Genomic DNA, 25,852 nt, shown 5'->3' with positions numbered 1-25,852 from the left:
CCCAATCGGCCGGGGCGCCTGGTGATCACATGTCGAGGCCGAGGTCGAGGACTCGGACGGAGTGGGTGAGGGCGCCGATGGCGAGGTAGTCGACGCCGGTGGCGGCGTAGTCGGTGGCCTGGTCGAGGGAGAGGCCGCCGGAGGATTCGAGTTTCGTCGCCGGGGCGGTGGCGTTGCGGCGTTGGACGGCGGCCTGGGTCTGCCAGAGGGGGAAGTTGTCGAGCAGGATCAGTTCGACGTTCTCGGCGAGGACGGCGTCGAGTTGTTCGAGGCTGTCGACCTCGACCTCGCAGGCGATGTCGGGGGCCAGCTCGCGCACGGCGCGCAGGGCGTTCACCACGGATCCGGCGGCCACGACGTGGTTGTCCTTGATCAGGGCGGCGTCGCCGAGGCCCATGCGGTGGTTCACGCCGCCGCCCACGCGGACGGCGTACTTCTGCAGGGCGCGCAGGCCGGGCAGGGTCTTGCGGCTGTCGCGGATCCGGCAGTCGGTGCCCGCCACGGCGTCCACCCAGGCGGCGGTGGCGGTGGCGATGCCGGACAGGTGGCAGACCAGGTTGAGCATGGTGCGTTCGGCGGTGAGCAGGCCGCGGGTGGGGGCGACGATGCTCAGGACCGCGGTGCCGGGCTCCACCCGGGTGCCGTCGGCGACCCGGCCGGTGATCTCGTAGCTGCCCGCGCCGAGCACTTCGTCGAGCACGAGCAGCCCGACATCGATCCCGGCCACGGTACCGTGCTGGCGCGAGACCACCGACGCCTTGCTCACCGCGTCGGCGGGCACGGTCGCCACGGTGGTGACATCGGGCCCGTAGCGCAGGTCCTCGTCGAGGGCGCCGCGGATCAGCGTCAGCAGTTCGTTACGGTCCAGAGCGGCATCCAGCGCCATCACTGCACTCCTGTTCTCCGGCGCACGGAGCACCGGGTCGATCGGGTGGCGACGCGGTGCGCGCCACCGGTGGTCTCGTCCGGGCCCCACGCGTACGCGGTGATCACCGGGCGCTCAGGGGGACCGGGGCGGCCTCGACCGGCAGCTCGTCGCCGAGCGGCATCGATGCCTCGGCCCGCACCTCGAGTTCGCCGTCCGCGTTCAGCCGGACCGCGGTGCTGTGCCGTCGGCCCTCGACCGGGCCCGCGTATTCCGAGCGGGTATGGCAGCCACGGCTTTCCGCGCGGTCGGCGGCCGCGATCAGTAGTGCGCGGGCGGTCAGGGTGAGGGCGGCGTCCTCGATCCAGCGCAGTACTCGCGTGGAGTCGAAACCCTCGGCGGCGTCGAGGGGTGACGCGACCGAGCGCGCGGCGTCGATCGTGGCGAGCGCGCGGGTGAGTCCGGCGCCGTCGCGGACGACCGAGGCATGCTCGGTCATGGCCCGCTGGACCACGGATCGGTCGGCGAATTCGGCTGTCCAGGAATCGATGTCGCTGATCTCGGTGCGCAGGCCGAGACGTTCGACGGCGGCCGCACCGGCCCGTTCGCCGACGACCAGACCTTCCAGCAGGCTGTTGGAGGCCAGCCGGTTCGCCCCGTGCAGACCCGTCCGGGCGACCTCGCCCGCGGCGTAGAGACCGGGAACTCCGGTCCGGCCGTGGGTGTCGGTCAGGACGCCGCCGCATTGGTAGTGGGCGCCGGGGGCGACCGGGATCAGCTGGGTCGCGGGGTCGATGCCCGCGGCCAGGCAGGAGGCGGTGATGGTGGGGAAGCGCTGGGCGAAACCGGGGAGGTGGCGGGCGTCGAGGTAGACGTGATCGGTGCCGGTCGCGCGCATGCGCTCGGCGATGGCGCGCGACACCACATCGCGCGGCGCGAGATCACCGCGCGGGTGCATGCCCGCGGTCACCGAGTCGCCGTGCGCGTCGAGGAGGATCGCGCCCTCGCCGCGCACCGCCTCGCTGATCAGCGGCCGCCTGCCCACCCCACCCGGTGTGTAGAGCACCGTCGGGTGGAACTGCACGAACTCGAGATCGGCCACCGCGGCACCGGCCCAGAGCGCCAGTGCCACACCGTCACCGGTGGCGCCGGGCGGATTGGTGCTCGAGGCGTAGAGCTGCCCGAGCCCGCCGGTCGCCAGCAGCACCGCGGGGGAGCGGACCACCCCGAAACCGTTGGGCGACACCGCGACAACGCCGCGGACCCCGTCGGATCCGGTGATGACCCGCAGCGCCGCGGCGCCGAACAGCACCGGCAGCCCGGCGGCATTGAGCGCGCGCTGCACCTCGGCGCCGGTGGCGTCCCCACCGGCGTGGATGATCCGGCGGGTGCTGTGCCCACCCTCGCGGGTGCGCGAGATCTGGCCGTCGCGGCCCAGATCGAACACCGCGCCGAGATCGGTCAGCGCGGCCACCGCCGCCTGCCCGCCCTCGACGATCGAGCGCACCGCCTCGACCTCGCACAGCCCGGCACCGGCCTCGACCGTGTCGAGCACATGCGAATCGACCGAATCGCCCTGCGGCGCGACCACCGCGATCCCGCCCTGCGCGTACTGGGTGGAGGTGTCGGTCGGCCCGCCCTTGCTGAGGATCAGCACCCGCAGTCCGCGCAGCGAGGCCGTGCGCGCGGCCGTGAGCCCCGCGACGCCACCGCCGACGACCACCAGGTCGACCTCGGCCTCCCAGGAGACCGGAACCCTCGCCGTCACGGCCGTTACCGCGACGTCCGCGCGGGCGGGAACGGGGTCACTCCCCACCGCCGGGGTTGCCGATCTCGATCATCCGCTGCACCGAGGCGCGGCCTGCCTCGGCCATCGCCAGGTCGACGTGCACCTCGTCGGCGCCCTCGACCAGGCAGCGCAGCAGCGCGGCCGGGGTGATCATCTTCATGTACGGGCAGGAGGCGCGGTCGTTGACGGCCTGGAAGTCGATGCCGGGGGCGGCCTTGCGCAGCTGGTGCAGCATGCCGATCTCGGTGGCGACCAGTACCTGGGTGGACTTGGCCTGCTTGGCGGCGTCGATCATGCCGCCGGTGGACAGGATGTGCACGCGGTCGGCCGGGAACGAGCCCTCACCGGCCAGATACAGCGCCGAGGTGGCGCAGCCGCACTCCGGGTGCACGAACAGCTCGGCGTCGGGGTGGGTGCGGGCCTGCTCGGTGAGCTCCTCGCCGTTGATGCCGGCGTGCACGTGGCACTCGCCCGCCCAGATGTGCATGTTCTCGCGCTGGGTCTCGCGCTTGACGTGCGCGCCGAGGAACTGGTCGGGCAGGAACAGCACCTCACGGTCGGGGTCGATGGAGGCGACCACGTCGACGGCGTTGGAGGAGGTGCAGCAGATGTCGGTGAGCGCCTTCACCTCGGCGGTGGTGTTGACGTAGGAGACCACCATCGCGTCGGGGTACTCGGCCTTCCAGGCGCGCAGCTCGTCGGCGGTGATGGAATCGGCCAGCGAGCAGCCCGCGCGCTCGTCCGGGATGAGCACGGTCTTGGCGGGGCTCAGGATCTTGGCGGTCTCGGCCATGAAGTGCACACCGCAGAACACGATGGTGTCCTCTTCGGCCTCGGCCGCGATCCGCGAGAGCGCCAGCGAGTCGCCGACGTGATCGGCCACGTCCTGGATCTCGGGCAGCTGGTAGTTGTGCGCGAGGATGGTGGCGTTGCGCTCGCGCGCCAGGCGGCGCACCTCCTGCGCCCATTCCGGGGTCGCCTCGACACCCGCGTATCCGGTGGGTCCGTCGAACACCGAGCCCATCAGCGGCTGTGCAGTCGTCGTCGCCATGATGGCTCCCTTCTTCGTGCGAGCGGCTCCGTCGCCACGATTCGCACCTAACCAGGTTTTCGACTTATAATCGAAAACGTGCCCCATAGTAACACCATCCACGAATCGCTCACCGCGGTGTTCCAGGTTCGCCGCTTCCCTGCCGACATTTCCGCAGGTAGCAGCGTTTCGGGTCGGTCGAAGCATCCGGAACTGGCGGTCTTGCTATGGGAACGGGCACTCGATCCGCAGAAGGGGACATGGTCGCTACCGGGCGGTCGGTTACGGGACGACGAGGACCTCGACACCTCGGCGCGCCGCCAGCTGGCCGAGAAGGTGGACGTGCGCGAGCTCTCGCATCTCGAGCAGCTCTCGGTGTTCAGCAATCCGCTGCGGGTGCCCGCGCCGCGCCGCATCGCCTCGGCCTATCTGGGGCTGGTCCCGCTGACCACGGAGCCGGAACTGCCGCCGGACACCCGCTGGCACCCGGTCTCGGCGCTGCCGGACATGTCCTTCGACCATCGCACCGTCGTCGATCACGCCCGGACCCGCCTGGCCGCGAAGCTGTCGTACACGAATATCGCCTACGCGCTCGCGCCCGATATCTTCACGCTGTCGGTGCTGCGCGAGATCTATTGCGCGGCACTGGGATACGACGTCGACACCACCAATCTCCAGCGGGTTCTCACCCGCCGCAAGGTGATCACCCCGACCGGCGACACCGCCCCCTCCGGGCGGACCGGCGGGCGTCCCGCGGCCCGCTACCGCTTCACCGATTCGGGACTGCGGGTCACCGACGAATTCGCCGCCCTGCGCCCGCCGACCTGACCGACCCGGGGGCGCGATCCGGCCCGCCCGAACTTGTCGGTGCCCGGTGCGACACTGCTCACATGGATGCCGAAACCACTGCACAGGACAGCGCTCCCACCGTCTCCTACGACGATCCCGAGGCCCCGTGGAACCGGGAGTACTCACCGGAGGAGATGGCCGGATGGAACGACGGGGTGATCACGGAATTCCGGGAGAACGGCGGCACGGTCGGCGGTGACTACGCGGGGGCCACACTGCTGCTGCTCACCACGACCGGCGCGAAAAGCGGTCGCCCCCATCTGGTTCCGCTCGGCGCGCTGTACCGGGACGACACGCTGTATGTCAGCTCGTTCATCGAGGACCGCTACCCGGCCTGGTTCCACAATGCCAAGGCGAACCCGGGGGTGACGGTGGAACTCGGCGGGGAGACCTACGCGGCCACCGCCGACGTGCTCGAAGGTGATCGTTACGACGAGTTCGCCGCCTGGGCCCTGGCCGACAACCCACTGCTGGCCGAGTACCAGGCCAAGGTCGACAAGCCGCTGCCGCTGGTGGTGTTACGGCGCGCCGCCTGACCGGGGGATCAGCAGGCCTGGACCATGGTCTGCTGGTGGACGCGGCGGCCCTGGTAGCGCAGGCCGGGGACGTCGGCGGGCTCGCCCACAGGGGTGAATCCGACGCGGGTGAAGAAGCGGACGGCCCGGGTGTTCTCGGTGAGGGTCTGCAGGTGGCAGCCGGGGGCGCCCGCGGCGCGGACGTGGTCGAGGAAGTGGCCGACGAGCCCCTCGGCGGCGCCGGTGCCGCGGGCGGCCGGGGCGACATTGATGTGCAGGTGGGCGGGGTAGGCGGGATCGGTGTAGTCGCCCGCCATGGCGTGGCGGCGCACGCGGGAGGCGAGCGTGTCGGCGATCGCGCGGGCGAAGAAGGCGGCGGGGCCACGGCGCAGGAACAGGCGGTGGTGGCGGATCGCCTCGGTCATCCGCTCCTCCTCGCTGGGGAAGCGCGCGGAATCGACGGCGCCGACCAGGTAGCCGGTCAGTGCGCCGTCCTCGACCGAGACGAACACCGATTCCGGTTCCAGGTCCAGGTAGGGGTCGAGGTAGATCGCGGCCTCGGACTCCGGGTGTCCCCACAGGCTCTCGGTCGGCGAACCCGCACCGGCGATGGTCGCCAGGGCGCGGAGTTCGGTTCGGTCCTGCTCGGTGAATCGGCGGATCTCCACGGCGCCGACGCTACCAGGGCGCGGGTCGGGCCGATCTCGTGCGGTGGAATGTATTGCTGGACAAGAGATTGCGGTTTCGGCGGTCACCGGGCTGCCGCTCGAGGGGTGACCATGGCCGTGCGCCGAGGTGCACGCCACGGGACCGCCGCGGCCGGTGGCGTGCCGCGCCGGGGTGGACCCGGGGGTCGCGGTCAGGTGGTGAGTTCGCGTTGAAGGGGGGTGCGGAAGCGGGGGATGGCGCGGATATCGCCGAACCAGGTGGCGGTGCGGGTGATCTCGGTGTCGATGAGGGCCCGGTGTTCGCTGCCGACGTCTTCGAGCAGGCGGGTGACGATCTCGCCGTCGGCGCGCTGGGCCCAGCCGCCGACGATGCGGCCGTCGGCCCAGATGCTGGGGCCGATATTGCCGTTGCGGTCGAACAGGGCCGGGGCGTGCGGGCCGAGGAACCAGTCGCGGGTCTGCCAGCCCATCGGGGTGGGGTCCAGGGCGGGCAGCAGGGCTGCCCACGGTTCCGGCTCGGGGACCGGGGCGAGGTCGTCGGTGAGGAGGATGCCCGGGGTGCCGTCGAGGTCGACCTCGGTGATCGGCAGGGCGGCAAGGGCTTTGCGTACCTCGCCGAGCGTCCAGCCGGTCCACCACTTCAGGTCCGTCACCGGCGCGGGGCCGAAGGCGTAGAGCCACTGCCGTACGAGTTCGACCCGGGCCTCCTCCGCGGACAGTGACGAATCCGGGGTGGGTAACCAGGTTTCCGCGGGTGCCCAGGTGTACTGGCTGCTGGTCCAGCTGCCGTTGGGGCGGCCGCGGACGATCCGGCCCTCCGCACCGAGCACCACCAGCACCCAGGTGGTGATATTGGTGGGTTTGGAGTACGGCTTGCCGGGCGCCGTGTCGATCTGGGTGCGCAGGCGTGGCACGTCCTTGCTGAGCTGGGCACCCGTCGCCGCGCCACGGGTCAGCAGCGCCGCGTGCGTCTCGGTCTCGACCTCGGCCAGCCAGGCGGAGATGTCTGCGTCGACGACCCCGGCCTGCTCGATGAACCGGCTGTAGGCGCGCCGCTGCTTGTGGGCCAACGCGTCACAGGTCGATGCCTGCAAGATCGGTAGCAGCTCGGTGGGGGCCACGAACATGGTGCGGCGCATGGCCAGCAGCCGCACCAGCGAGCGCTCGTCGTAGAGGGCGCGTTCCATGTCGGCGGGGGTGAGGTCGATGCCCCGAGCACCGACCGACAGATACACCGTCGCCGGATCGGTGGCGTGCAGCACCACCATCGAGCGCGCGATCTCGGCGGGGTCGGCCGCACGGGCCGAGAGGGCGAGCCGGTGCCTGGTCGCCAGCCGGGCCCGGCGCTGCGCGATGTCGATCGATGGCATGTGCGGATCGTAGGCGGGACCACCGACATGCCTGACGATCGCCGCCGTCGGCGGGCCTTCCCCGGGCCGCGCCCTGGATCGTCGGCGCCGGAGTCCGCACCGCCGACCTGGCCCGCGGTGCCGGGACGTGGTCTCGTGGAACACTCCGCGGCGCAGCACCGGACGGGCGCGGCGACCCGGGGAGTTCTGTCACTTTTGTGCAGTATCCCGGGTCGTCGTTTTCGCGGTGGGGGAGGGGCCGATGTTGTTATCGTCGCGCTCATGAGCGCACCGCCACCGGTCGTGACGCCCGCTGAGCTGGGTGTCGATGACGAGGAGCGGCCCGCGCGCGTGCTGTCCGGGTTCGCGGGGCGGTTGGTCGGGATCGTCGCGCTCGGACTGGCGGGGCTGGCGCTGTGGCAGGTGTTCCGGCCGCTGTCACAGGGCAGTCAGTACTACCTGGTGGTGTTCCTGGCGGTCGCGCTGCCGCTGGTGTTCCTGAGTTACCGGTCGGGGTGGGGCAGGCTCGATCGAGTAGACGGGCCCGCGCCACTGGACTGGATGCTGGCGGTGGGCGCGCTGCTGGTGTGCCTGTATCCGGTGCTGCCGTTCGCCATCGGCGATGGTGGCGGCGGGTACAACGCGTTCCTGGACCGCCAGGGCATGCTGGTCGGGGTCGACGTGGTGCTCGGTGGGATTCTGCTGGTGCTGGTGCTGGAGGCGTGTCGGCGGACCACGGGCTGGATCCTGCCCGCGGTGTGCCTGGTGTTCCTCGCCTACGGCTACTACGGCGGGCTGCTGCCGCAGAGCTGGACCATCGCGCACGCGGGCCTGGACGTGGACCAGATCGTCGATGCCCTCTACAACTCCGGCAGCGGTTTCTACGGCACCCCGCTCGACGTGGCGGCCAGCTACATCGTGCTGTTCACCCTCTATGGCGCGGTGCTCGAATTCTCCGGCGCCGCACGGTTCTTCGTCGACCTGTCGGTCTCGCTGTTCCGGCGCTCGCACAGCGCGGCCGGACGCACCGCGGTGGCCTCGGGCTTCCTGCTCGGCACCGTCTCCGGCTCGGGTACCGCCACCGCGGTGAGCACCGGCGCGGTGACCTGGCCGATCCTGCGCAAGGCGGGCTACCGGCCCGAACAGGCCGGGGGCATGCTCGCCGCCGCGGGCGTCGGGGCCATCCTGTCGCCACCGACGCTGGGCGTCGCGGCGTTCATCGTCGCCGAGTATCTCAATGTCTCGTATGTGACCGTGCTCGGCTGGGCGCTGATCCCGACCCTGCTCTACTACCTGGGCATTCTGCTCTCGGTCGAGATCGACGCCCGCCGCCTGCACGCCGACGGCCGCACCCCCGCCGACCTCGCCGACACCCCGCTACCGACACCGTGGTGGATCCTGCTCGGGCGCTTCGGGTATCACTTCTCCTCGCTGATCGTCATCGTGGTGCTGCTGCTGACGGGCATGAGCGCCACCCGCGCCGTCGTCTACGCCACCGCGCTCGCGCTGCTGCTGGCGATCCCGGACCGCATCCTGCGGGCCAGGGCTTCGGAAGACCCTGCGGACCACCGGGTTTCACCGGTCCGGTTCGTGCTCGACGCACTGCGCGCGCTCTCGGTGGGGATGCGGGCGGCCCTGCCGGTGGTCGCGGTGTGTGCGGCGGCGGGCGTGATCACCGCCATGACCACCAAGACCGGGCTCGGCGCGCAGGTGGCGGCGCTGCTGGTGCGGGCGGGGTCGGTGCTGTCGGAGAACCCGGCCGTCGTGCTGGCGACCACCGCGGTGCTGGCGGCGATCGCGCTGTCGTTGCTGGGCCTGGCGGTGCCGGTGACGGCGTCGTTCGTGATCGGCTGGGTGATCATCGGGCCCGCGCTGCTCGAACTGGGTGTGCCCGCGCCCGCCGCGGCCATGTTCGTCTTCTACTTCTCGGTGCTCTCGGAGGTCACCCCGCCGACCGCGCTGGCCGCCGTCGGCGCGGCCGCGGTGACCGGCGCCAGGGCCATGGCCACCATGTGGCAGGCCCTGCGCTACGCGCTGCCCGCCTTCCTGGTGCCGCTGATGTTCGTGCTGACCGACTCCGGCCAGTACCTGCTCGGCCGGGGCTCGGCGGTCGAGGTGCTGTGGGTCGGCGCGGCGGCCGCCGTGGGTGTCGCGGCGCTGGCCGTGGCGACCGGTGGCTGGCTGTTCGGGATCGGCGCGGTGGGCACCGTGGTGCGCGTCCTGGCCGCGCTGACCGGGGTGACCCTGCTCTATCCGGCGCCGCTCGCCACCGCGCTCGGGCTCGGGCTGCTGGCGATCACGGTGCTCGCCGGGGTCGTCGACAAGGTGCGCGGGCGCACGGTCGCGGAGCCCGCGTGAGATGTCAGCGGACGGCGCGCAGGCCGTCGACGAGAGGGGACACCATGATCAGAACAGTCGTCGTCGCGGTCGCGGCCTGCACCGGCGCGGCGCTGCTCACCGGATGCGGTGGCAGGCAGGACACGCCCACCACCGACGCGGGCGGCGCGGTGACCTGTGAAGTCCGGCAGGACACCAGGATCGGCATCGCCACCGGCAACGCCACCGGCGTGTATTTCGCGCTGGGCAATGCCTTCGCCGAACAGGTGTCGAGCGCGACGAACGGCACGGTCAAGGCCACCGCGGCCGAGACCGGGGCCTCGGTGCAGAACATCCAGCAGGTCGTCGGCGGCACCTACCAGGTCGGTTTCTCGCTGGCCGACTCCGCCGCCGACGCGGTGCAGGGCAGCGGCAGCTTCGCCGATGCCCAGCCGATCCGCGCCCTGGCCCGCCTCTACGACAACTACACCCAGGTCATCGTGCGCGCCGACGCAGGCATCGACAGCCTCGCCGACCTACGCGGCAAACGGGTCTCCACCGGCTCGCCGAAGTCCGGCACCGAGGTGATCGCCCAGCGGGTGCTGCAGGCGGCGGGCCTGCACCCGGACAGCGATGTGGCCGCTCAGCGCCTGGACCTGACCAAGACCGTCGACGGCATGAAGGACGGCTCGATCGACGCCATGTTCTGGTCCGGCGGCCTGCCGACACCGGGCATCACCGACCTGTTCACCACCGCCAGGGACAAGGTTCGCTTCCTCGACATCACCGGCGTGCTGCCGGAACTGAAGGAGATCAACTCGGTCTACGAGGCCGGGGCCATCCCCGCCGCGACCTACGGCCTCGCCGCCGATGTGCCGACGGTGGTGGTGCCGAACCTGCTCGTCGTCCGCGAGGACCTCGACGCGAATCTGGCATGTGTGCTGACCGAGACCTTGCTCGAGCGCAAACCACAACTGGAGCAAGCCAATCCGGCCGCGGCGGGGATCGACCCGGCGACCGCGGGCAAGACCGCGCCGGTGCGGCTGCATCGCGGGTCGGAGGTCGCGCTGGGTTGAGCGGCCGCCGAATCGGTCGTGCGCGCGGCCCGGTGGTCGGCGCTGAGCGCTGGTGACGTACGCGTGGGCGCGGGCGTACTCGCCGAGCATCGAGCCCGTGGGATATGGCCGGTCGGCGGCGCGCCGCGCTGGCCGTGGCCGCTGTGCCGGGCGCACGCGCGGGTGGTGGACGCCGGATGCGGTGTGACGGACAATCGCGGGATGAAGCGGGTCGGCGGTGTGGTCGCGGTGTGCGCCTTGGTGTTCGGCACGATGGTCGCGCTGGGGCCCGCGGTGCGGGCGGAGCCGGAGTGCGCGGCCGGGGTGGCGGTGAATCCGGTCGAGCTGACCGTCGACGGGGAGCGGGCCACCGGGCGCGTCTACGAGCCGTATCGCTGTGTGGCGGGTGATCTCCCGGCCACCCAGCTGGTGGTGGCCGTGCACGGGCACGGAGGGTCGTCGGCCGATTTCGCGCCGTACATGGAGTCGCTGGCACGGGCCGGTGGCGCGCCGATCCTGATGATGGACCTGCGCAGCTCGGACGGCCCGTGGCGGACCGGGGAGTGGAATCTGTGGGCCGGGTGGCGCGATGTGGTCGCCGCGACCCAGTGGTACCGCGCCGACCACGCCTCGGTCGCGTCCACGGTGCTGTGGGGCTGGAGCCAGGGCGGCATCACCAGCGGGCTCGCGGTCGCGCACGGTCCGGCGGGGCTGTTCGACTACTGGGTCGACAACTACGGCCCCGCCGACGACTTCACCATGTGGGCCGCCGCGGGCACGGTCAACGCCGCCCTGCCCGCGCAGATCGAACGCGACGCGGGCGGCTGCACCCCGCTGGTCTGCCCGCTCGCCTATGTCGATCGTTCGCCTGCCCTGCTGGCCGGGCGGATGAGCATGCGCCGCGCCTTCCTCATCCACGGCACCGCCGATGCCGTGGTGCCCTTCGCGACCAGCGTGGAGCTGCGGGCCGCGCTCACCGCGGCGGGCAAGCCGTACTCCTTCTACACCGTGGTCAGCGGCCGCGACCTCGACGGTGCGATCGTGCCGGGCAACCACGATGTCGGGCCCGCCCTGTTCGAGGGCGGGTGCGTGGTACTGCGGTTGCTCGCGGGCACCGAACCGCTGGCCGGGGCGGTCAGCGACTATGTCGTCGACGTGGCCGCGGGCGTGGTCACCGCCCCGCCCGCCCCGCCCGCCGCGAAATGCGCCGCTTGACGAGCCGCCCCTACGCCGACCGCCTCGGCGTCGGCGTCAGCCGGTGTGTTCCGCGCGAGGTGCGGGTCCCGAGTCGGAACAGCGGGCACCGGCACGGTGTTGTGGCCGTTGCAGGGAGGGAGCACATGGAAGCGAGGACACGATGACCGACCCGGCGCCGCGCGCGGACCACTGGCAGCACCCGGACCTGGACCTGGACGCCTACCTGGCCCGCATCGGCTACGACGGACCACGCACCCCGACCGTCGAGACCCTGCACGCGCTGGTCGCGGCCCACACCACCACCATCCCGTTCGAGAATCTCGAGGTCGTGCTCGGTCGCGGCGTCCCCCTCGACGTGCCCGCGCTCCAGGACAAACTGGTCCGGCGCCGCCGCGGCGGGTACTGCTTCGAGAACGTCACGCTGTTCGCCGCGGTGCTGGCCCGGCTCGGTTTCGGCCTCACCGGGCTCAGCGGCCGGGTCACCATGGGCACCCTCGACACCGGGACGATCCGGCCCGCCACCCACGCCCTGCTGCGGGTGACCACCGACAGCGACGACCGCGTCTGGCTCTGCGATGTCGGCTTCGGTTTCGGCCCGCTCGCGCCCTACGAACTCACCGACGCGCACGGGGAATTCCGGCTCGGGCAGTGGCGGCTGCGCCTGGAACGGCGTACCGGCGATCTCGGCACCGACCTGTGGGTGCTGCACCACTTCGCGGGGGAGGGCTGGCAGGACCGCTACAGCTTCGGCACGGCCCCGCAGTACCCCGTGGACTACGCCGTGGGCAACCATTTCGTGTCGACCTCGCCACACTCGCCGTTCACCCGCAGGCCCTTCGTCCAGCGGTTCCGGCCCGAGGCCCACCACGTGCTCGACGACCTCACACTGACCACGGAGTACCCCGACGGAACGTCGCGATCACGCGAGCTGGAACCGGACGAACTGCCGAAAGTGCTGGCAGAGGTGTTCGACATCGACCTGGACGAGGCCGACACCGCTAGGCTGGTCACCGCACCCTGGCGCGTGAACCAGGCCCCGTAGCGGGGAGGTCCCGCACGGCCCGGCGGTTTGCTTCCGCGGTGTCGCTACGGCAAATTGGTGGTTACTTGCCGGGAAACAACCCCGATGCTGGCTGTGGGGGTTCGAACAGTGGGGTCGTCCGTGCCGAAGCTTCCATCCGTGGTGCCGATTCAGCGGGAATCGGCGACCCGTCCCGGGCCGGTCGACGCTGCCACCGTGCGGCGCCAGGATCTCGACGGGCTGCGCGGGGTCGCGATCGCGCTGGTGGTGGCCTTCCACGTGTGGATGGGCCGGGTCTCCGGCGGCGTCGACGTGTTCCTGGTGCTGTCGGGCTTCTTCTTCACCGGCGCGGTGGTGCGCGGCGTCGAACGCCGCGGCGGGGTGAGTCCCACGGCCACCGCCCGGCGGACCGTGCGGCGGCTGATGCCCTCGCTGGTGCTGGTGCTGGCCGCGATCGTGCTGGCCACCATCGTGCTGCGGCCCTACACCCAGTTCGGCGAGACCGCCGCGCAGACGCTGGCCTCGATGTTCTACGGCCAGAACTGGTACCTCGCCGGTGCCGAACTCGACTATCTCGCGCCCGACCCGTCGGTGAGCCCGCTGCAGCACCTGTGGTCGATGTCGGTGCAGGGCCAGTTCTACGTGGTGATCGTCGCGCTGCTGGCCGGGTGGGCCTGGCTGCGCAGGCGCGGAACGGTCGGCAGGCCCGCCCTGCTGCTGATGCTGACCGGGCTCGGGCTGCTCTCGTTCTGGTACGCCGCGCACGGCTCGGCCACCCACCAGGCCTGGACCTACTACGACAGCCTGGCGCGCGGCTGGGAACTGCTGGCCGGCGCGGTGCTGGCCGTGGCGGCGCCCTATCTGCGCGTCCCGGTGCGATTACGCGGGGTGCTCGCGCTGGTCGGGCTGGTCATGGTGCTGTCGTGCGGTCCGCTCTTCGACGGCGCCAACCAGTTCCCCGGGGTGGCCGCGCTGTGGCCGGTGGCCGCGGCCTGCCTGGTGATCGCCTCGGGCTTCGGGCCGACCGGGTCGCGCGCGTGGCCGAACCGGCTGCTCGGCGGGCGCGTGTGTACCGAACTCGGCGCGGTGGCCTACCCGCTGTATCTGTGGCACTGGCCGATCCTGATCTTCTATCTGGCCGAGACCGGCCGTTCCCGGGCCGGGCTGGTCGACGGGCTGCTCGTCATCGGTGTCTCGCTGGTGCTGGCCTACGTCACCACCCGGCTGGTCGAGAACCCGCTGCGGATGCCGTCCGCGGGCCAGGTGAGCACCGGCGGAAACCGGGTCGCCGGGGGACTGGTCGGGGTGCTCGCGGTCGGGGTGGTGGCCGCCACGCTCGGCTGGCAGGTGGTGCTCAGCGCCAACCCGGCGGTGCCGCCGCAGGCACTGGACCCCGAGCGCTATCCGGGGGCGTCGGCCCTGCTCTCCGGTGCGGAGTACTCGCCCGAACCCATGCGGCCCACCGTCTTCGAGGGCGCCGTCGACACGCCATCGCCCACTACCGACGGCTGTATCACCCCCAACCGCGAGGTCCGGGTCTGTACCTACGGTGACCCGACCGCCACTCGCTCGATCGCGCTGGTCGGCGGCTCGCACTCCGAACACTGGCTGCCCGCGCTGGAACTGCTCGGCGCCGAGCGCGGCTTCCGGGTGATCTCCTACCTCAAGGAGGGCTGCCCGATCGTGCTGTCGGACCAGCCGTCCTACGCCGAGTACCCGTTCCCGGAATGCCACGAATGGACCGTCGAGGTGCTCGACCGGCTGGCCGCCGACCCGCCGGACTGGGTGCTCACCCTGTCGACCCGCTACCGCATGACCGGCATCGGGGACGAGGTCCCGGTCGAATACCTGGAGGCCTGGTCGGCGCTGCAGGACCGCGGCCTCAACGTGCTGGCCCTGCGCGATACGCCCCGCCTCAAGCGCGACGGCGTCTTCTACCGGGCCACCGACTGCCTGGCGCACCGCGGCGACGCCGAGTCCTGCGGGATGGACCGCACCGACGCCCTCGACGCCGTCGACCCGGCCGCCGAACCCGCCGCGGGCTATCCCAACGTGCACCTGCTCGACCTGTCCGACGCCGTGTGCCGTCCGCAGCGCTGCCGGGTCGTGGAGGGCAATGTGCTCATCTACCGCGACGAGCACCACCTGACCGCCAGCTACGCGCGCTCGCTGGCGCCCGAGCTGGGCAGGCAGATCGGCGGCGTCACCGGCTGGTGGTAGCGCGAGATCCCCGCGCCGCGCGCACCCGGCGGTTACCCTCGGTCGCGTGCGCCTACCCCGCAAGACCCCGGTCCTGCTGTTCGCGCTCGCCCTGCTGCCGGTCGCCTGTTCGACCGGCCCCGATCAGCCCGAGACCGTCGCCACGGCCTTCGCCGCCGCGCTGACCAGCGGGGACGCCGCGGCCGCCGCGGCGCTCACCGACGCTCCCGACCGGGCCGCCCCCGTGCTGACCACCCTGTTCGAGAACCTCGGCCACGTCGACAGCGTCCGGGTCGCAGGCACCGACGACGACACCTTCACCCTGGAGTCCACCTGGAAGTTCGGCCCCGAGGGCCGCAACGAGTGGACCTACACCAGCACCGGCACCGCCACCGAGACCGACGGCTGGAAGATCGCCTGGCGGCCCGAGACGGTCGCGCCCGGCCTGGGCCTCGGCCCACTCGTCTACAGCCCCGTCCCCCCGGCCCCGGCCCGGGTCCTCGACGCCTCCGGCGGCGACCTGATGACCGAGCAGGAGGTGACCCTGGTCCGGGCCGCCCCCGACGCCGACCTGCCCGCGCTGGCCGCCCTGCTCGACCGGCACGGCGTCACCGAGGCGGGCTTGCGCACCGACCTGGCCGCCGCCGAAGGCGCCCCGATCACCGCGGTCGCCCTGCGCGCGGCCGACCTCGCGCCGGTCCTCGACCCGCTGCGCGCGGTGCGCGGGGTGACGTTCGCGCCGCAGAACCGCCTGCTCACCGTCGACAAATCCCTCAGCGGCCCCGCGCTGGCCGGGCTGGCCGAACTCTGGCAGCGGCAGACCGACGCCGCCACCGGCTGGGCCGTGCGGGCCCGGACCCCCGAGGGCACCCAGCGCATCGCCGGACCCGACGCCACCCCGACCACCGATATCGCCACCACCCTCGATATCGACCTGCAGAACGCCGCCGAGGCCGCGCTCACCCCGATCGCCACTCCCGCCGCGATCGTGGCGCTGCGCCCGTCCACCGGCGAGGTCCTGGCCGTCGCGCAGAACGACCCCGCCGACGCGCAGGGCCCGATCGCGCTGACCGGCCTCTACCCGCCCGGCTCCACCTTCAAGACCGTCACCGTCTCGGCCGCGCTGCAGGCCGGGGGCGTCACCGTCGACACCGTGCTGCCGTGCCCCGGCCGCGCGACCATCGAGGGCCGCACCATCCCCAACGACAACGGCTTCGACCTCGGTGCCGTCCCGCTGCACACCGCCTTCGCCCGCTCGTGCAACACCACCATGGCCGAGCTCGGCGTGCGCCTGCCTGCCGACGGGCTCACCGCGGCGGCCGCGCAGCTGGGTCTGGGGGTGGACTATGTGACACCCGGGTTGACGACCGTCACCGGGAAGGTTCCGGCCGCGCGGAATCCCGCCCAGCAGGTCGAGGCGAGCATCGGCCAGGGCGCGGTCACCGCGTCACCGTTCGGGATGGCGCTGTTGGCCGCCTCCCTCGCGCACGGTTCGGCGCCCGCCCCGGTGCTGGTGCGCGGGCGGCCCGGCACCGCCGACCGGCCGTCCGCGCCGGTGCCCGCGGCGGTGACGTCGCAGCTAGCGACCATGATGGCCGAGACGGTGAGCGCAGGAACGGCCACCGCGCTGCGTGACATCCCGGGCCTGCTCGGCAAGACCGGGACCGCCGAGTACCTCGACGACGAGCACGCGCACGGCTGGTTCGTCGGCATCGACGGCGACCGGGCCTTCGCCGTGTTCGTCGCCGACGCGGGCAGTTCCGGACCGGCGGTCGAGGCAGCGGGCAGGATGCTTCGTGTGAAACGATGATCTATGTCACCCGTCGCAGGCGAGCAATCCCCCCGCTGCCGCACGCGGTCGTCACACGGCCAGCTACACTCGTCGACGGACCATATCCATGGTCAATACGCGGGATGTCACAATTTCGAGAAGGTTCGGAGTAGGCGCCATCGATACCGGTCAGAAGATCGCGGAGCATTACCGCCTGGTCGAGCGTATTGGTAGCGGCGGCACAGGCGTTGTATGGCGTGCTGTCGACGAACGCCTCCAACGCTCCGTGGCTGTGAAGCAGATCCACATCAAGCCCAGTTTGCCCGAGGGTGAACGGGATGTCTTGCGCCAGCGCGCGATTCGGGAGGCCCGCAACGCGGCGCGCTTCCAGCACCCCAATGCCATCGTGGTGTTCGACATCACCGAGCACAACGGTGATCCGTGCCTGGTGATGGAGTACCTCAAGTCGGTCAGCCTCGCGGCCGAGCTGGGCCAGAAGGGTCCGCTGCCGCTGGCCGAGGTGGCCCGCATCGGCGAGCAGGTGGCCTCGGCGCTCATCGCCGCCCACCAGGCGGGCCTGGTGCACCGCGACGTGAAACCGGGCAACATCCTGCTCGGCGAGCACGGTGAGGTGAAGATCACCGACTTCGGCATCTCCCGCGCCACCGGTGACGTCACCCTCACCGAGACCGGCCTGATCTGCGGCACCGCCGCCTATCTCGCCCCCGAGGTCGCGCGCGGCTCCGATCCGACCCCCGCCGCCGACGTCTTCGCCCTGGGCGCAACGCTTTTCCACGCGCTCGAGGGCGAACCGCCCTACGGTGCCAACGCCAACCCGCTCGCCGTGCTCTACGCCGCGGCCAACGGGCAGGTGCGCGAGCCGCGCAACGCGGGCCCGGCCACCGACTTCCTGCTGGACCTGCTCAACCCGGACCCGCTGGACCGCCCCACCATGGCCGAGTCGCGCGCCGCGCTGGCCGCCTTCGCCGACGCGGACGCCGACGCCGTGCCCGCGGGGTTCGTCCCGGCCAGCGAGGCCTACAACCGCCGCAACTCCGCGGCGGCCACCCAGGTGATCCGCCAGTCCGGCCGCCGCGCCTCGCACGCGGGCGCGTCCACGGCGACCACCCGCCAGATCCGGTCCACCCCCCGTCCGCAGCCGCGGATGGACACCGCCGCGCATCCGCCCACCCAGGCCCACGCCGCGCCGCCGCCGCGCAAGCAGGCGGGCAAGGGCCGCGCCGTGCTGATCGGCTCCGGCGTTGGCGCGGTGATCGCCGCGATCGCCGTCGCGATCAGCGCCATGAGCAGCTCGGACACCGACTCCCCGCAGGTGCAGGCGAGCCCGTCGTCCTCGGTGCAGTCGCCCGGCCCGGCCGCGAGCGACACACCCGCGGCGGCCCCGCTCGGCCAGACCACCAATGTCGGCACCGTCGACATCGGGTCGGCCGGTCTGCTGGTGGAGAACTTCTACAGCAACCCGGCCGGTTCGTGGTCGCTGCTGACCCCGGCCGCGCAGAAGCTCTACGGCAGCGAGACCGCGTTCCGCGAGTACTGGAACGGCCGCATCATCAACACCTTCACCAGCATCACCGCGGTGAGCGGCAACAATGCCGACGGCTCCACCGACATGCAGCTGGCCAGCATCACCATCGACGGGCAGACCAGGTCCAACATGGTCATGCGCGTGGTGAACTCCGGCGGCCGCCTGCAGATCGACGGCAACACCCGCTGACACCGCCCACCCGAGCCGATCCCCGCGCCCGCGCCGGGATCGGCTCGCCGCTGTCCGGACCGGGGATGTGCCGGAAAAGCGATGGCGGGTGACCATTAGGCTGGTAGGTGACCTGAGACCGTGTAGAGACAGGATTGCACCCCGATATGACTCCCCGCATCGAGCTCGCCCGCGTCGACTTGCGCGGTCGTACTCCTTCCGCTGCCGAGCTGCGCACCGCGCTGCCGCGCGGAGGAGTCGACGTGGACTCGGTGCTGCATCACGTGCGGCCGGTCGTCGAGGACATCCGCGACCGGGGCGCCGAGGCCGCGCTGGACTACAGCGAGAAGTTCGACGGCGTGCGCCCGGCCGCGGTGCGCGTGCCCGTGGCCGAACTGGCCAAGGCCCTCGACGAGCTGGACCCGGCGGTGCGCGCCGCGCTCGAGGTGGCCATCGCACGGACCAGGAAGGTGCACGCCGATCAGCGCCGCACCGACACCGTCACCGAGGTGGTGCCGGGCGGTACCGTCACCGAGAAGTGGGTTCCGGTGGAGCGGGTGGGGCTCTACGTGCCGGGCGGCAATGCCGTCTACCCGTCCTCGGTCGTGATGAACGTCGTCCCGGCGCAGGCCGCCGGGGTGGAGTCGCTGGTGGTGGCCTCGCCGCCGCAGGCGCAGTTCGGCGGGCTGCCGCACCCGACCATCCTGGCCGCCGCCGCGCTGCTGGGTGTCGACGAGGTGTGGGCCGTCGGTGGCGCGCAGGCCGTGGCACTGCTGTCCTACGGCGGCACCGACACCGACGGGGGCGCGCTGGAGCCGGTCGACCTGATCACCGGGCCCGGCAATATCTACGTCACCGCGGCCAAGCGGCTGTGCCGTGGCCTGGTGGGCATCGACGCCGAGGCCGGTCCCACCGAGATCGCCGTGCTCGCCGACGCCACCGCCGATCCGGTGCACGTGGCCGCCGACCTGATCAGCCAGGCCGAACACGATGTGCTCGCTGCCAGCGTGCTGGTCACCGATTCGCCCGCGCTGGCCGACGCCGTCGACGCCGCCGTGAACGCCCAGCTCGCCGTGGTCAAGCACAACGACCGCGTGCGCGAGGCGCTGCGTGGCAAGCAGTCCGGGATCGTGCTGGTCGACGACATCGCCCAGGGCCTGCGCGTGGTCGACGCCTACGCCGCCGAACACCTCGAGATCCAGACCGCCGACGCCGCCGCCGTGGCCGCCCGGGTGCGCAGCGCGGGCGCCATCTTCGTCGGCCCGTGGGCCCCGGTGAGCCTGGGCGACTACTGCGCCGGGTCGAATCACGTGCTGCCCACCGCGGGCTGCGCACGGCACTCCTCGGGCCTGAGCGTGCAGACCTTCCTGCGGGGCATCCACATCGTGGAGTACACCGAGGCGGCGCTGAAGGATGTCGCCGGACACGTCGTCGCGCTGGCGAACGCGGAGGATCTGCCCGCGCACGGCCAGGCCGTGCAGGCGCGGTTCGAGGCGCTGTCATGAGCGAGTGCAGCGAGCGAATCATGTGCCAGCGCGCGGTGCGGATGCCGCGGCCGAGCGCGAGCGAGGCAGCGGCATGAGCACTCCCACCGTTCCGGGCGCCGCCGCGACCCTCGACCAGCTGCCCCTGCGCGACAACCTGCGCGGCAAATCGCCGTACGGCGCACCGCAATTGACCGTGCCGGTGCAGCTCAACACCAACGAGAACCCGCACCCGCCGAGCCGCGCGCTGATCGACGACGTCGCCGAATCGGTGCGCGCCGCCGCCGCCGACCTGCACCGCTACCCGGACCGCGACGCGGTGGCCCTGCGCGCCGACCTCGCCGCCTACCTCACCCGGCAGACCGGCGTGCCCGTCGACGCTGCCAATGTGTGGGCGGCCAACGGCTCCAACGAGATCCTGCAGCAGCTACTGCAGGCCTTCGGCGGGCCCGGTCGCAGCGCCCTGGGTTTCGTGCCCTCCTACTCGATGCACCCGATCATCTCCGAGGGCATCGACACCGAGTGGATCGAGGCCAAGCGCAGCGGCGACTTCTCCCTCGACATCGACTACGCGGTGGCCCAGATCGCCGAACGCCGCCCCGATGTGGTGTTCGTGACCAGCCCGAACAACCCCACCGGCCACAGCATCCCGATCGACGAGCTCGAGCGTCTGCTCGCGGCCGCCCCGGGCATCGTCGTGGTGGACGAGGCCTACGGCGAGTTCTCGGCCGCGCCGAGCACGATCACGCTGATCGACCGGTTCCCGACCAAGCTGGTGGTCACCCGCACCATGAGCAAGGCCTTCGCCTTCGCGGGCGGACGGCTGGGTTACCTGGCCGCCTCACCCGCCGTCATCGACGCGATCCTGCTGGTGCGGCTGCCCTATCACCTCTCGGTGGTCACCCAGGCCGCCGCGCGCGCCGCGCTGCGCCACGCCGACGAAACCCTCGGCAGCGTCGCGGAATTGGCGGCCCAGCGCGACCGGGTCGCCGCCGCGCTGACCGAGCAGGGTTTCCAGGTGATCCCCAGTGACGCCAATTTCCTCCTGTTCGGCCGGTTCACCGACGCCGCGCGGGCCTGGCAGCACTACCTCGACGCCGGGGTCCTCATCCGCGATGTCGGCATCCCCGGCTACCTGCGCGCCACCATCGGCCTGGCCGCCGAGAACGACGAATTCCTGCGTGTGAGCCGCGATATCGCGGGCACCGACCTCACCCACTGACCGCTGGAGGCAATCGATATGAGCAGAACAGCGCGGGTGGAGCGCGTCACCAAGGAATCCAGCATCCTCGTCGAGCTGAACCTCGACGGGTCCGGCAAGACCGAGATCAGCACTGGCGTGCCGTTCTACGACCACATGCTGACCGCGCTCGGCCAGCACGGCGGGTTCGACCTGGTGGTGCGGGCCGAGGGCGATATCGAGATCGAGGCCCACCACACCGTCGAGGACACCGCCATCGTGTTCGGTCAGGCCCTGGGCCAGGCGCTCGGCGACAAGCGGGGCATCCGCCGCTTCGGCGACGCGTTCATCCCGATGGACGAGACCCTCGCGCACGCCGCCGTCGACGTCTCCGGACGTCCGTACTGCGTGTTCACCGGCGAGCCGGAACACCTGGTGCACACCATCATTCCCAGCGCGGGCCCCGGCGCGTCCTACTCGACGGTGCTCAACAAGCACGTCTTCGAGTCGATCGCGCAGAACGCCCGGATCGCGCTGCACGTGCGGGTGCTCTACGGCCGCGACCAGCACCACATCACCGAAGCCGAGTTCAAGGCGGTCGCCCGCGCCCTGCGCGCGGCGGTGGAGATCGATCCGCGCGTCAGCGGTGTGCCGTCCACGAAAGGTGTGCTGTGAGCAAGAAATCCGTCGCCCTGCTCGACTACGGCTCCGGCAACCTGCACTCCGCCGAGCGCGCCCTGGTGCGCGCCGGTGCGCAGGTGGAGGTCACCGCCGACCCGCAGGTGGCGCTGGCCGCCGACGGGCTGGTCGTGCCCGGTGTCGGCGCCTTCGCGGCCTGCATGGCCGGGCTGCGCGCGGTCCGCGGTGACCGCCTGATCGGCCAGCGCCTGGCCGGTGGCCGTCCGGTGCTGGGCATCTGCGTGGGCATGCAGATCCTGTTCGACCGCGGCGTCGAGTTCGGCGTCGAGACCGAGGGCTGCGGCGAATGGCCCGGCACCGTCGCGGGCCTGGACGCCCCCGTCCTCCCGCACATGGGCTGGAACACGGTCAAGGCCCCCGCCGACAGCACCCTGTTCGCCGGGATGGACGCCGACACCCGCTTCTACTTCGTCCACTCCTACGCCGCCCAGCAGTGGGAACTACCCGACAGCGACCACATCGCCCCGGCCCGGCTCACCTGGTCCGAGCACGGCGGCCCGTTCCTCGCCGCCGTCGAGAACGGCCCCCTCTCGGCCACCCAGTTCCACCCGGAGAAGTCCGGTGACGCGGGCGCCCACCTGCTGCGCAACTGGATCGAGTCGCTCTAGCTCCGTGCTCAGGCCGGTTCGCGCGCGCCCGTGAGGTGCGCGCGCACCGGACCCGCGCAGCGTTCGGCGTCATCGAACCACGGGTTGTGGCCGCCCGCGACGACGGTCAGCCGCGCGGCCGGGATCTCGGCGATGCTCGCACCGCCGGTCTCCGGTGCCGCGAAGACATCCTGATCGCCCCAGACGAACAGCGTCGGCGCCGTGATGCGCGCGAGTTCGGTGCCGGTGAGGACGTTTTCGGGCCGGGCCGATCCCGCCCGGATCAGGCGGTGCAGCAGTGCGCGATACGAGGCCGCCTGGCCCGGTAGGCGCAGGGGCAGCCGGTGTAGGTCGAGCAGGTCGTCGGACATGGCGTGGGCCGCGTTCGTGCCGAGGGCTCCGGCCAGGGCGTAGCGGGCGACGAACCGGGGTGCGGGGAGCTGCATCAACCGCTGGTCGAGCGCGCCACGGACGGGGGTGGTCAGCGAGACCATCTCGGGGACGGCCCGCATGCCGGGTAGTGCGGTGGCGGGTGCGCCGACCAGTGCCGCGCGGGTCAGCCGGTCCGGAGCGTCGAGTGCCGTCCAGAGGGCGAACAGGCCGCCCAGGGAGCTGCCGACGACAGCGGCTCGCGGCACGCCGAGGGCATCGAGTGTGCCGGTGACGATGTCGACCGCCAGTTCGCGGACCGTCCGGCCCTGCCAGTGGTACGGCGGTGCGAGGCTGTGGCCGGGCAGGTCGAGCAGGAGGTGGCGGTAGCCGGGGAGCCGGGCGATCAGTGGGGCCAGACCGAGGGCGGGTGCGGAGATGCCGTTGATGTGGACGACCGGGGCGCCCTCGCCGGTCGTCAGCACGCGCACACCCACCGCCGGGGCGCGCAGGGTGAGCAGGTGTTCGGACAGTGGCAGCCGGTAGGTCGCGGCGACCCGGTCCTCCACGGCACGGATCCGGCGGCGCAGGGAATCGTTCATGCCTCCACTGTCGACGCCCGCGGGCGCCGGGTCTTGGACGAATGTTCCCCGGTCAGCGCCGGATGAGGGCGCCGGGCGTGGTTCCGGTGAAGGCCGCCACCTCGCGCGACAGGTGCGATTGGTCCGTGTACCCGCACCGCACGGCGATCTCGGCGGGCGTGCCACCGGCCTGGAGCTGCTCGAACGCCGACCGGAACCGGATCACCATTGCCGCCCGCTTGGGGGTGACGCCGACCTGGGCGGTGAATCTCGACCACAGACGTTTGCGGCTCCAGCCGGTGTCCTGCGCCAGATCCCGTACACGCACAGCACCTTTGGTCGCGACCAGCCGCGACCAGCTGGCGACGACCTCCGGGTCCGGGACAACGGACCGCCGGTGCTCGGCCAGAAACCGCGCGGTGAGCGCGAAACGGCCTGTCCAGGAAGCTGTTTCGGCGAGCTGCTCCGTCAGGCGCGATGTGGCCGGGCCCCAGAGCTGATCGAGTCCGGACACCGTGCCGTCCAGCTCGCGCGGCAGGCCACTCAGTAGCTGGTACGCGGCGATCGGCGACATCCGCATTTCCACGCAGGCGACCTGCCGGGTGTGCACGCGCCGCGCTCCCGGACACCATCCGGCGACGAGACCACCGGCAGCGGACTCGGCGGCCTCGTCGACGAGCAGGCGGCTGTCTCCGAATTGGATCACCACGACGACCGCCGGTCGCGCGAAGATCCGCAGATCCGATCCCGCCGCTGCCCGATCCAGAAACCCGGTCATCGCGATGCCGGGCACGGTCGCGGCCGGGCGTGCCAGCTCCCATCGGGCATCCAGCTCGCCATCGGACATGATCGGCCGCACGCATCGAGCGTAGGAGCGCGGATCTTCGGTGCGCAACCGTGCGCGGACGGTGTGAACATACATATTGGCACTCTGTGTATGGTCGGTGGATGACCGCTGTGCCGCCGCGTCCCAAGCACCTGGACTCTCCGATGCTGCCCAAGATCTTCAAACTCATGGGCATCACGCAGGTGTGGATCTACCGGCGCACCGGCGGCCGTATCGGCGCGAAATGGCGTGTCGGCGCTGGCTTCCGTAAACCCGTCCCCACCTTGCTGCTCGACCACATCGGCCGCGCATCCGGGACGACCTACACCACCCCGCTGCTCTACCTCACCGACAGCCCCGACACGATCGTCGTCGCTTCCCAGGGCGGCCTGTCCACCCATCCGCAGTGGTACCGAAATCTCCGCGCCCACCCCGACACCCACATCCAGATCGGCCCCACCCGCCACCCCGTCCGTGCCGTCACCGCCGACCCCGCACAGCGCGCCCGCCTGTGGCCCCTCCTCGTCGACCTCTACGCCGACTTCGACCACTACCAAGCCTGGGCCGACCGCGAGATCCCCGTCGTCATCCTCCGTCCACGGACCGATCGCGCCCACTGACCGGCGCGAGCTGATCGACTAGGTTCTGGCACATGCGTTCGAAGAGAAGGCTTTTCGCCGGAACGGCTCTCGCTGCGACGGTGATCGCCGTGTCCGGGTGTACCGCGACGGCACCGCCCACCACGGTCGCGTCGCCGCCGTCGACCACCATCCCGGTCCCCACCACCACCGATCCCGCCACGGTCGGCGGATCCGACTTCGGGCCTGGGCCGTATCGGGTCGAGGCGACCGTAGCGGTGGGTGAGAGTCCCACCAGCATCGCTCTCGACCCGGAAACGCGCACAGCCTATGTCGCGCGATACGTGGACGGCGCCGCCACACAGGCGGTGTCGGTCCTCGACACCCGCACGCGAACCGTCACCACCGAGATTCCGGTGGGCCAGGTCTTCCCCTCGGGTCCCCAGTCGATCGCGGTCGACTCCGATACCCACCTCGTGTACCTGGTGGGCGGCAACTCCGCGGGCGAGGTGCTGGTCATCGACCCGGGCAGTGAATCGGTCACCGCGACCATCCAGGTGGACGGCGACCCGGTCGCTGTCGTCGTGGATGCCTTGCGGCACACCCTCTATGTGGCCAACAAGTTCTCCCGAACCGTGACGGTCGTCGATACCGTCACCCGTGCCGTCGTCGCGACGATTCCGGTGGACGGGCAGCCCCGCGGGTTGGCGATCGATCCGGACACCCATCATCTGTGGGTCGTCGGCGGAGCCGACGTCTCGGTCATCGACGCCGCGACGCACGCGGTGAGCACGACTCTCCGGCTCGGTGACGATCCGGCCTATATCGCCATCGACCCGCAAACCCGGACCGCCTACGTGACCCACTCCACCGGGAACTCGGTCTCGCTCATCGATACCGTGCGCCACACGCGGACGGACAGCGTGTCACTGGGAGTGCGGGGGAGGGCTTTCGCGGCTGTCGTCGACCCGGTCGCGCACACCGTGTACCTCTCCGGCGGGGTGTTCGACGTCGTGACGATGATCGACACACGCACCCGCGCGGTCACCGCCGCGCGGTACTCGGGGATCACCCGGGCGAGACCGTACGGCTCGACCACCTACGGCATGGCCGTGGATCCGGTGAGTCACCTGCTCTACGTGACCAACAAGGACAGCGGTCAGATCGAGGTGGTCGCGCACGAGTGACCTGGCCGCGGCCGCACGAGGGT

22 protein-coding genes are annotated in these 25,852 nt (G+C 71.6%); 15 read left to right on the top strand and 7 right to left on the bottom strand.

Annotated features, from left to right (window positions below; translation table 11 throughout):
* Positions 1 to 25 precede the first annotated feature (25 nt).
* From nadC to nadA, 3 genes are all read right to left on the bottom strand, one after another.
* Positions 26 to 886, bottom strand: a complete 861-nt coding sequence (nadC, locus tag WA675_RS22825) for a carboxylating nicotinate-nucleotide diphosphorylase (protein ID WP_336086909.1) — start codon at positions 884 to 886, stop codon at positions 26 to 28.
* Positions 887 to 989: 103 nt separating this feature from the next.
* Positions 990 to 2,633, bottom strand: coding sequence for an L-aspartate oxidase (locus WA675_RS22820; RefSeq protein ID WP_336086907.1), 1,644 nt, complete (start codon positions 2,631 to 2,633; stop codon positions 990 to 992).
* Between the two features lie 37 nt (positions 2,634 to 2,670).
* A complete protein-coding gene (nadA, locus tag WA675_RS22815; RefSeq protein WP_336086906.1) occupies positions 2,671 to 3,705 on the bottom strand; it encodes a quinolinate synthase NadA in 1,035 nt (344 codons plus the stop codon).
* Positions 3,706 to 3,783: 78 nt separating this feature from the next.
* Between nadA and WA675_RS22810 the strand changes: the two genes are divergently transcribed.
* Together WA675_RS22810 and WA675_RS22805 are read left to right on the top strand one after the other, a co-directional pair.
* Positions 3,784 to 4,512, top strand: coding sequence for an NUDIX hydrolase (locus WA675_RS22810; protein ID WP_336086905.1), 729 nt, complete (start codon positions 3,784 to 3,786; stop codon positions 4,510 to 4,512).
* A gap of 62 nt (positions 4,513 to 4,574) precedes the next feature.
* A complete protein-coding gene (locus WA675_RS22805) occupies positions 4,575 to 5,069 on the top strand; it encodes a nitroreductase/quinone reductase family protein (RefSeq protein WP_336086904.1) in 495 nt (164 codons plus the stop codon).
* Positions 5,070 to 5,077: 8 nt separating this feature from the next.
* Here the strand turns inward: WA675_RS22805 and WA675_RS22800 are convergent, their stop codons facing one another.
* Positions 5,078 to 5,716, bottom strand: coding sequence for a GNAT family N-acetyltransferase (locus tag WA675_RS22800; RefSeq protein ID WP_336086903.1), 639 nt, complete (start codon positions 5,714 to 5,716; stop codon positions 5,078 to 5,080).
* 191 nt (positions 5,717 to 5,907) lie between these two features.
* A complete protein-coding gene (locus WA675_RS22795) occupies positions 5,908 to 7,086 on the bottom strand; it encodes a winged helix DNA-binding domain-containing protein (RefSeq protein ID WP_336086902.1) in 1,179 nt (392 codons plus the stop codon).
* 261 nt (positions 7,087 to 7,347) lie between these two features.
* On the opposite strand from WA675_RS22795, the gene WA675_RS22790 reads away from it, so the two are divergent.
* The 11 genes from WA675_RS22790 (at position 7,348) to hisH (ending at position 22,309) form a co-directional block, all read left to right on the top strand.
* Positions 7,348 to 9,423, top strand: a complete 2,076-nt coding sequence (locus tag WA675_RS22790) for a TRAP transporter permease (protein WP_336086901.1) — start codon at positions 7,348 to 7,350, stop codon at positions 9,421 to 9,423.
* A gap of 44 nt (positions 9,424 to 9,467) precedes the next feature.
* Positions 9,468 to 10,457: a TAXI family TRAP transporter solute-binding subunit gene (locus tag WA675_RS22785; protein WP_336086900.1), complete on the top strand. Its 990-nt coding sequence runs from the start codon at positions 9,468 to 9,470 to the stop codon at positions 10,455 to 10,457.
* A 201-nt stretch (positions 10,458 to 10,658) separates the two neighbouring features.
* Positions 10,659 to 11,651 (top strand): alpha/beta hydrolase family protein, encoded by a 993-nt coding sequence (locus WA675_RS22780; RefSeq protein WP_336086899.1) that lies wholly within the window; start codon positions 10,659 to 10,661, stop codon positions 11,649 to 11,651.
* 142 nt (positions 11,652 to 11,793) lie between these two features.
* Positions 11,794 to 12,675, top strand: a complete 882-nt coding sequence (locus WA675_RS22775) for an arylamine N-acetyltransferase family protein (RefSeq protein ID WP_336086898.1) — start codon at positions 11,794 to 11,796, stop codon at positions 12,673 to 12,675.
* An 84-nt stretch (positions 12,676 to 12,759) separates the two neighbouring features.
* Positions 12,760 to 14,874 carry an acyltransferase family protein gene (locus WA675_RS22770; RefSeq protein ID WP_442945698.1) on the top strand — a complete coding sequence of 705 codons (2,115 nt, stop codon included), beginning with the start codon at positions 12,760 to 12,762 and terminating at the stop codon, positions 14,872 to 14,874.
* 46 nt (positions 14,875 to 14,920) lie between these two features.
* Entirely contained in the window at positions 14,921 to 16,663 is a 1,743-nt protein-coding gene (locus WA675_RS22765) for a penicillin-binding transpeptidase domain-containing protein (protein WP_336086896.1), read from the top strand.
* 88 nt (positions 16,664 to 16,751) lie between these two features.
* Complete coding sequence (locus WA675_RS22760) at positions 16,752 to 18,359, top strand: serine/threonine-protein kinase (protein WP_336086895.1); 1,608 nt, start codon at positions 16,752 to 16,754, stop codon at positions 18,357 to 18,359.
* Positions 18,360 to 18,505: 146 nt separating this feature from the next.
* A complete protein-coding gene (hisD, locus tag WA675_RS22755; protein ID WP_336086894.1) occupies positions 18,506 to 19,843 on the top strand; it encodes a histidinol dehydrogenase in 1,338 nt (445 codons plus the stop codon).
* A 73-nt stretch (positions 19,844 to 19,916) separates the two neighbouring features.
* Positions 19,917 to 21,044, top strand: a complete 1,128-nt coding sequence (locus WA675_RS22750) for a histidinol-phosphate transaminase (protein WP_336086893.1) — start codon at positions 19,917 to 19,919, stop codon at positions 21,042 to 21,044.
* Between the two features lie 18 nt (positions 21,045 to 21,062).
* Positions 21,063 to 21,677 carry an imidazoleglycerol-phosphate dehydratase HisB gene (hisB, locus tag WA675_RS22745; protein WP_336086891.1) on the top strand — a complete coding sequence of 205 codons (615 nt, stop codon included), beginning with the start codon at positions 21,063 to 21,065 and terminating at the stop codon, positions 21,675 to 21,677.
* Complete coding sequence (gene hisH / locus WA675_RS22740; RefSeq protein WP_336086890.1) at positions 21,674 to 22,309, top strand: imidazole glycerol phosphate synthase subunit HisH; 636 nt, start codon at positions 21,674 to 21,676, stop codon at positions 22,307 to 22,309. The genes hisB and hisH overlap by 4 nt, the downstream gene beginning before the upstream one ends.
* An 8-nt stretch (positions 22,310 to 22,317) precedes the next feature.
* Here the strand turns inward: hisH and WA675_RS22735 are convergent, their stop codons facing one another.
* Positions 22,318 to 23,259, bottom strand: coding sequence for an alpha/beta fold hydrolase (locus tag WA675_RS22735; RefSeq protein WP_336086889.1), 942 nt, complete (start codon positions 23,257 to 23,259; stop codon positions 22,318 to 22,320).
* 52 nt (positions 23,260 to 23,311) lie between these two features.
* Positions 23,312 to 24,097 (bottom strand): helix-turn-helix domain-containing protein, encoded by a 786-nt coding sequence (locus WA675_RS22730; RefSeq protein ID WP_336086888.1) that lies wholly within the window; start codon positions 24,095 to 24,097, stop codon positions 23,312 to 23,314.
* Positions 24,098 to 24,186: 89 nt separating this feature from the next.
* Between WA675_RS22730 and WA675_RS22725 the strand changes: the two genes are divergently transcribed.
* On the top strand, positions 24,187 to 24,684 hold the full coding sequence (locus tag WA675_RS22725; protein ID WP_336086887.1) for a nitroreductase family deazaflavin-dependent oxidoreductase: 498 nt from the start codon (positions 24,187 to 24,189) through the stop codon (positions 24,682 to 24,684).
* 89 nt (positions 24,685 to 24,773) lie between these two features.
* Complete coding sequence (locus WA675_RS22720) at positions 24,774 to 25,829, top strand: YncE family protein (protein ID WP_336086886.1); 1,056 nt, start codon at positions 24,774 to 24,776, stop codon at positions 25,827 to 25,829.
* Positions 25,830 to 25,852 lie beyond the last annotated feature (23 nt).

Origin of the sequence: Nocardia sp. SSK8 (assembly GCF_037034205.1) — a bacterium.
Lineage (GTDB): Bacteria > Actinomycetota > Actinomycetes > Mycobacteriales > Mycobacteriaceae > Nocardia.
Note: the sequence above shows the minus strand (reverse complement) of the source record. Positions and strands in the feature narration are given on the sequence as shown.

Coding starts and splice junctions, on each gene's coding strand:
- nadC (WP_336086909.1), bottom strand. CDS start 886: ATGGCGCTGGATGCCGCTCTGGACCGTAACGAACTGCTGACGCTGATC.
- nadA (WP_336086906.1), bottom strand. CDS start 3,705: ATGGCGACGACGACTGCACAGCCGCTGATGGGCTCGGTGTTCGACGGA.
- WA675_RS22805 (WP_336086904.1), top strand. CDS start 4,575: ATGGATGCCGAAACCACTGCACAGGACAGCGCTCCCACCGTCTCCTAC.
- WA675_RS22795 (WP_336086902.1), bottom strand. CDS start 7,086: ATGCCATCGATCGACATCGCGCAGCGCCGGGCCCGGCTGGCGACCAGG.
- WA675_RS22790 (WP_336086901.1), top strand. CDS start 7,348: ATGAGCGCACCGCCACCGGTCGTGACGCCCGCTGAGCTGGGTGTCGAT.
- WA675_RS22785 (WP_336086900.1), top strand. CDS start 9,468: ATGATCAGAACAGTCGTCGTCGCGGTCGCGGCCTGCACCGGCGCGGCG.
- WA675_RS22780 (WP_336086899.1), top strand. CDS start 10,659: ATGAAGCGGGTCGGCGGTGTGGTCGCGGTGTGCGCCTTGGTGTTCGGC.
- WA675_RS22775 (WP_336086898.1), top strand. CDS start 11,794: ATGACCGACCCGGCGCCGCGCGCGGACCACTGGCAGCACCCGGACCTG.
- WA675_RS22770 (WP_442945698.1), top strand. CDS start 12,760: ATGCTGGCTGTGGGGGTTCGAACAGTGGGGTCGTCCGTGCCGAAGCTT.
- WA675_RS22760 (WP_336086895.1), top strand. CDS start 16,752: ATGGTCAATACGCGGGATGTCACAATTTCGAGAAGGTTCGGAGTAGGC.
- hisD (WP_336086894.1), top strand. CDS start 18,506: ATGACTCCCCGCATCGAGCTCGCCCGCGTCGACTTGCGCGGTCGTACT.
- WA675_RS22750 (WP_336086893.1), top strand. CDS start 19,917: ATGAGCACTCCCACCGTTCCGGGCGCCGCCGCGACCCTCGACCAGCTG.
- hisB (WP_336086891.1), top strand. CDS start 21,063: ATGAGCAGAACAGCGCGGGTGGAGCGCGTCACCAAGGAATCCAGCATC.
- WA675_RS22735 (WP_336086889.1), bottom strand. CDS start 23,259: ATGAACGATTCCCTGCGCCGCCGGATCCGTGCCGTGGAGGACCGGGTC.
- WA675_RS22725 (WP_336086887.1), top strand. CDS start 24,187: ATGACCGCTGTGCCGCCGCGTCCCAAGCACCTGGACTCTCCGATGCTG.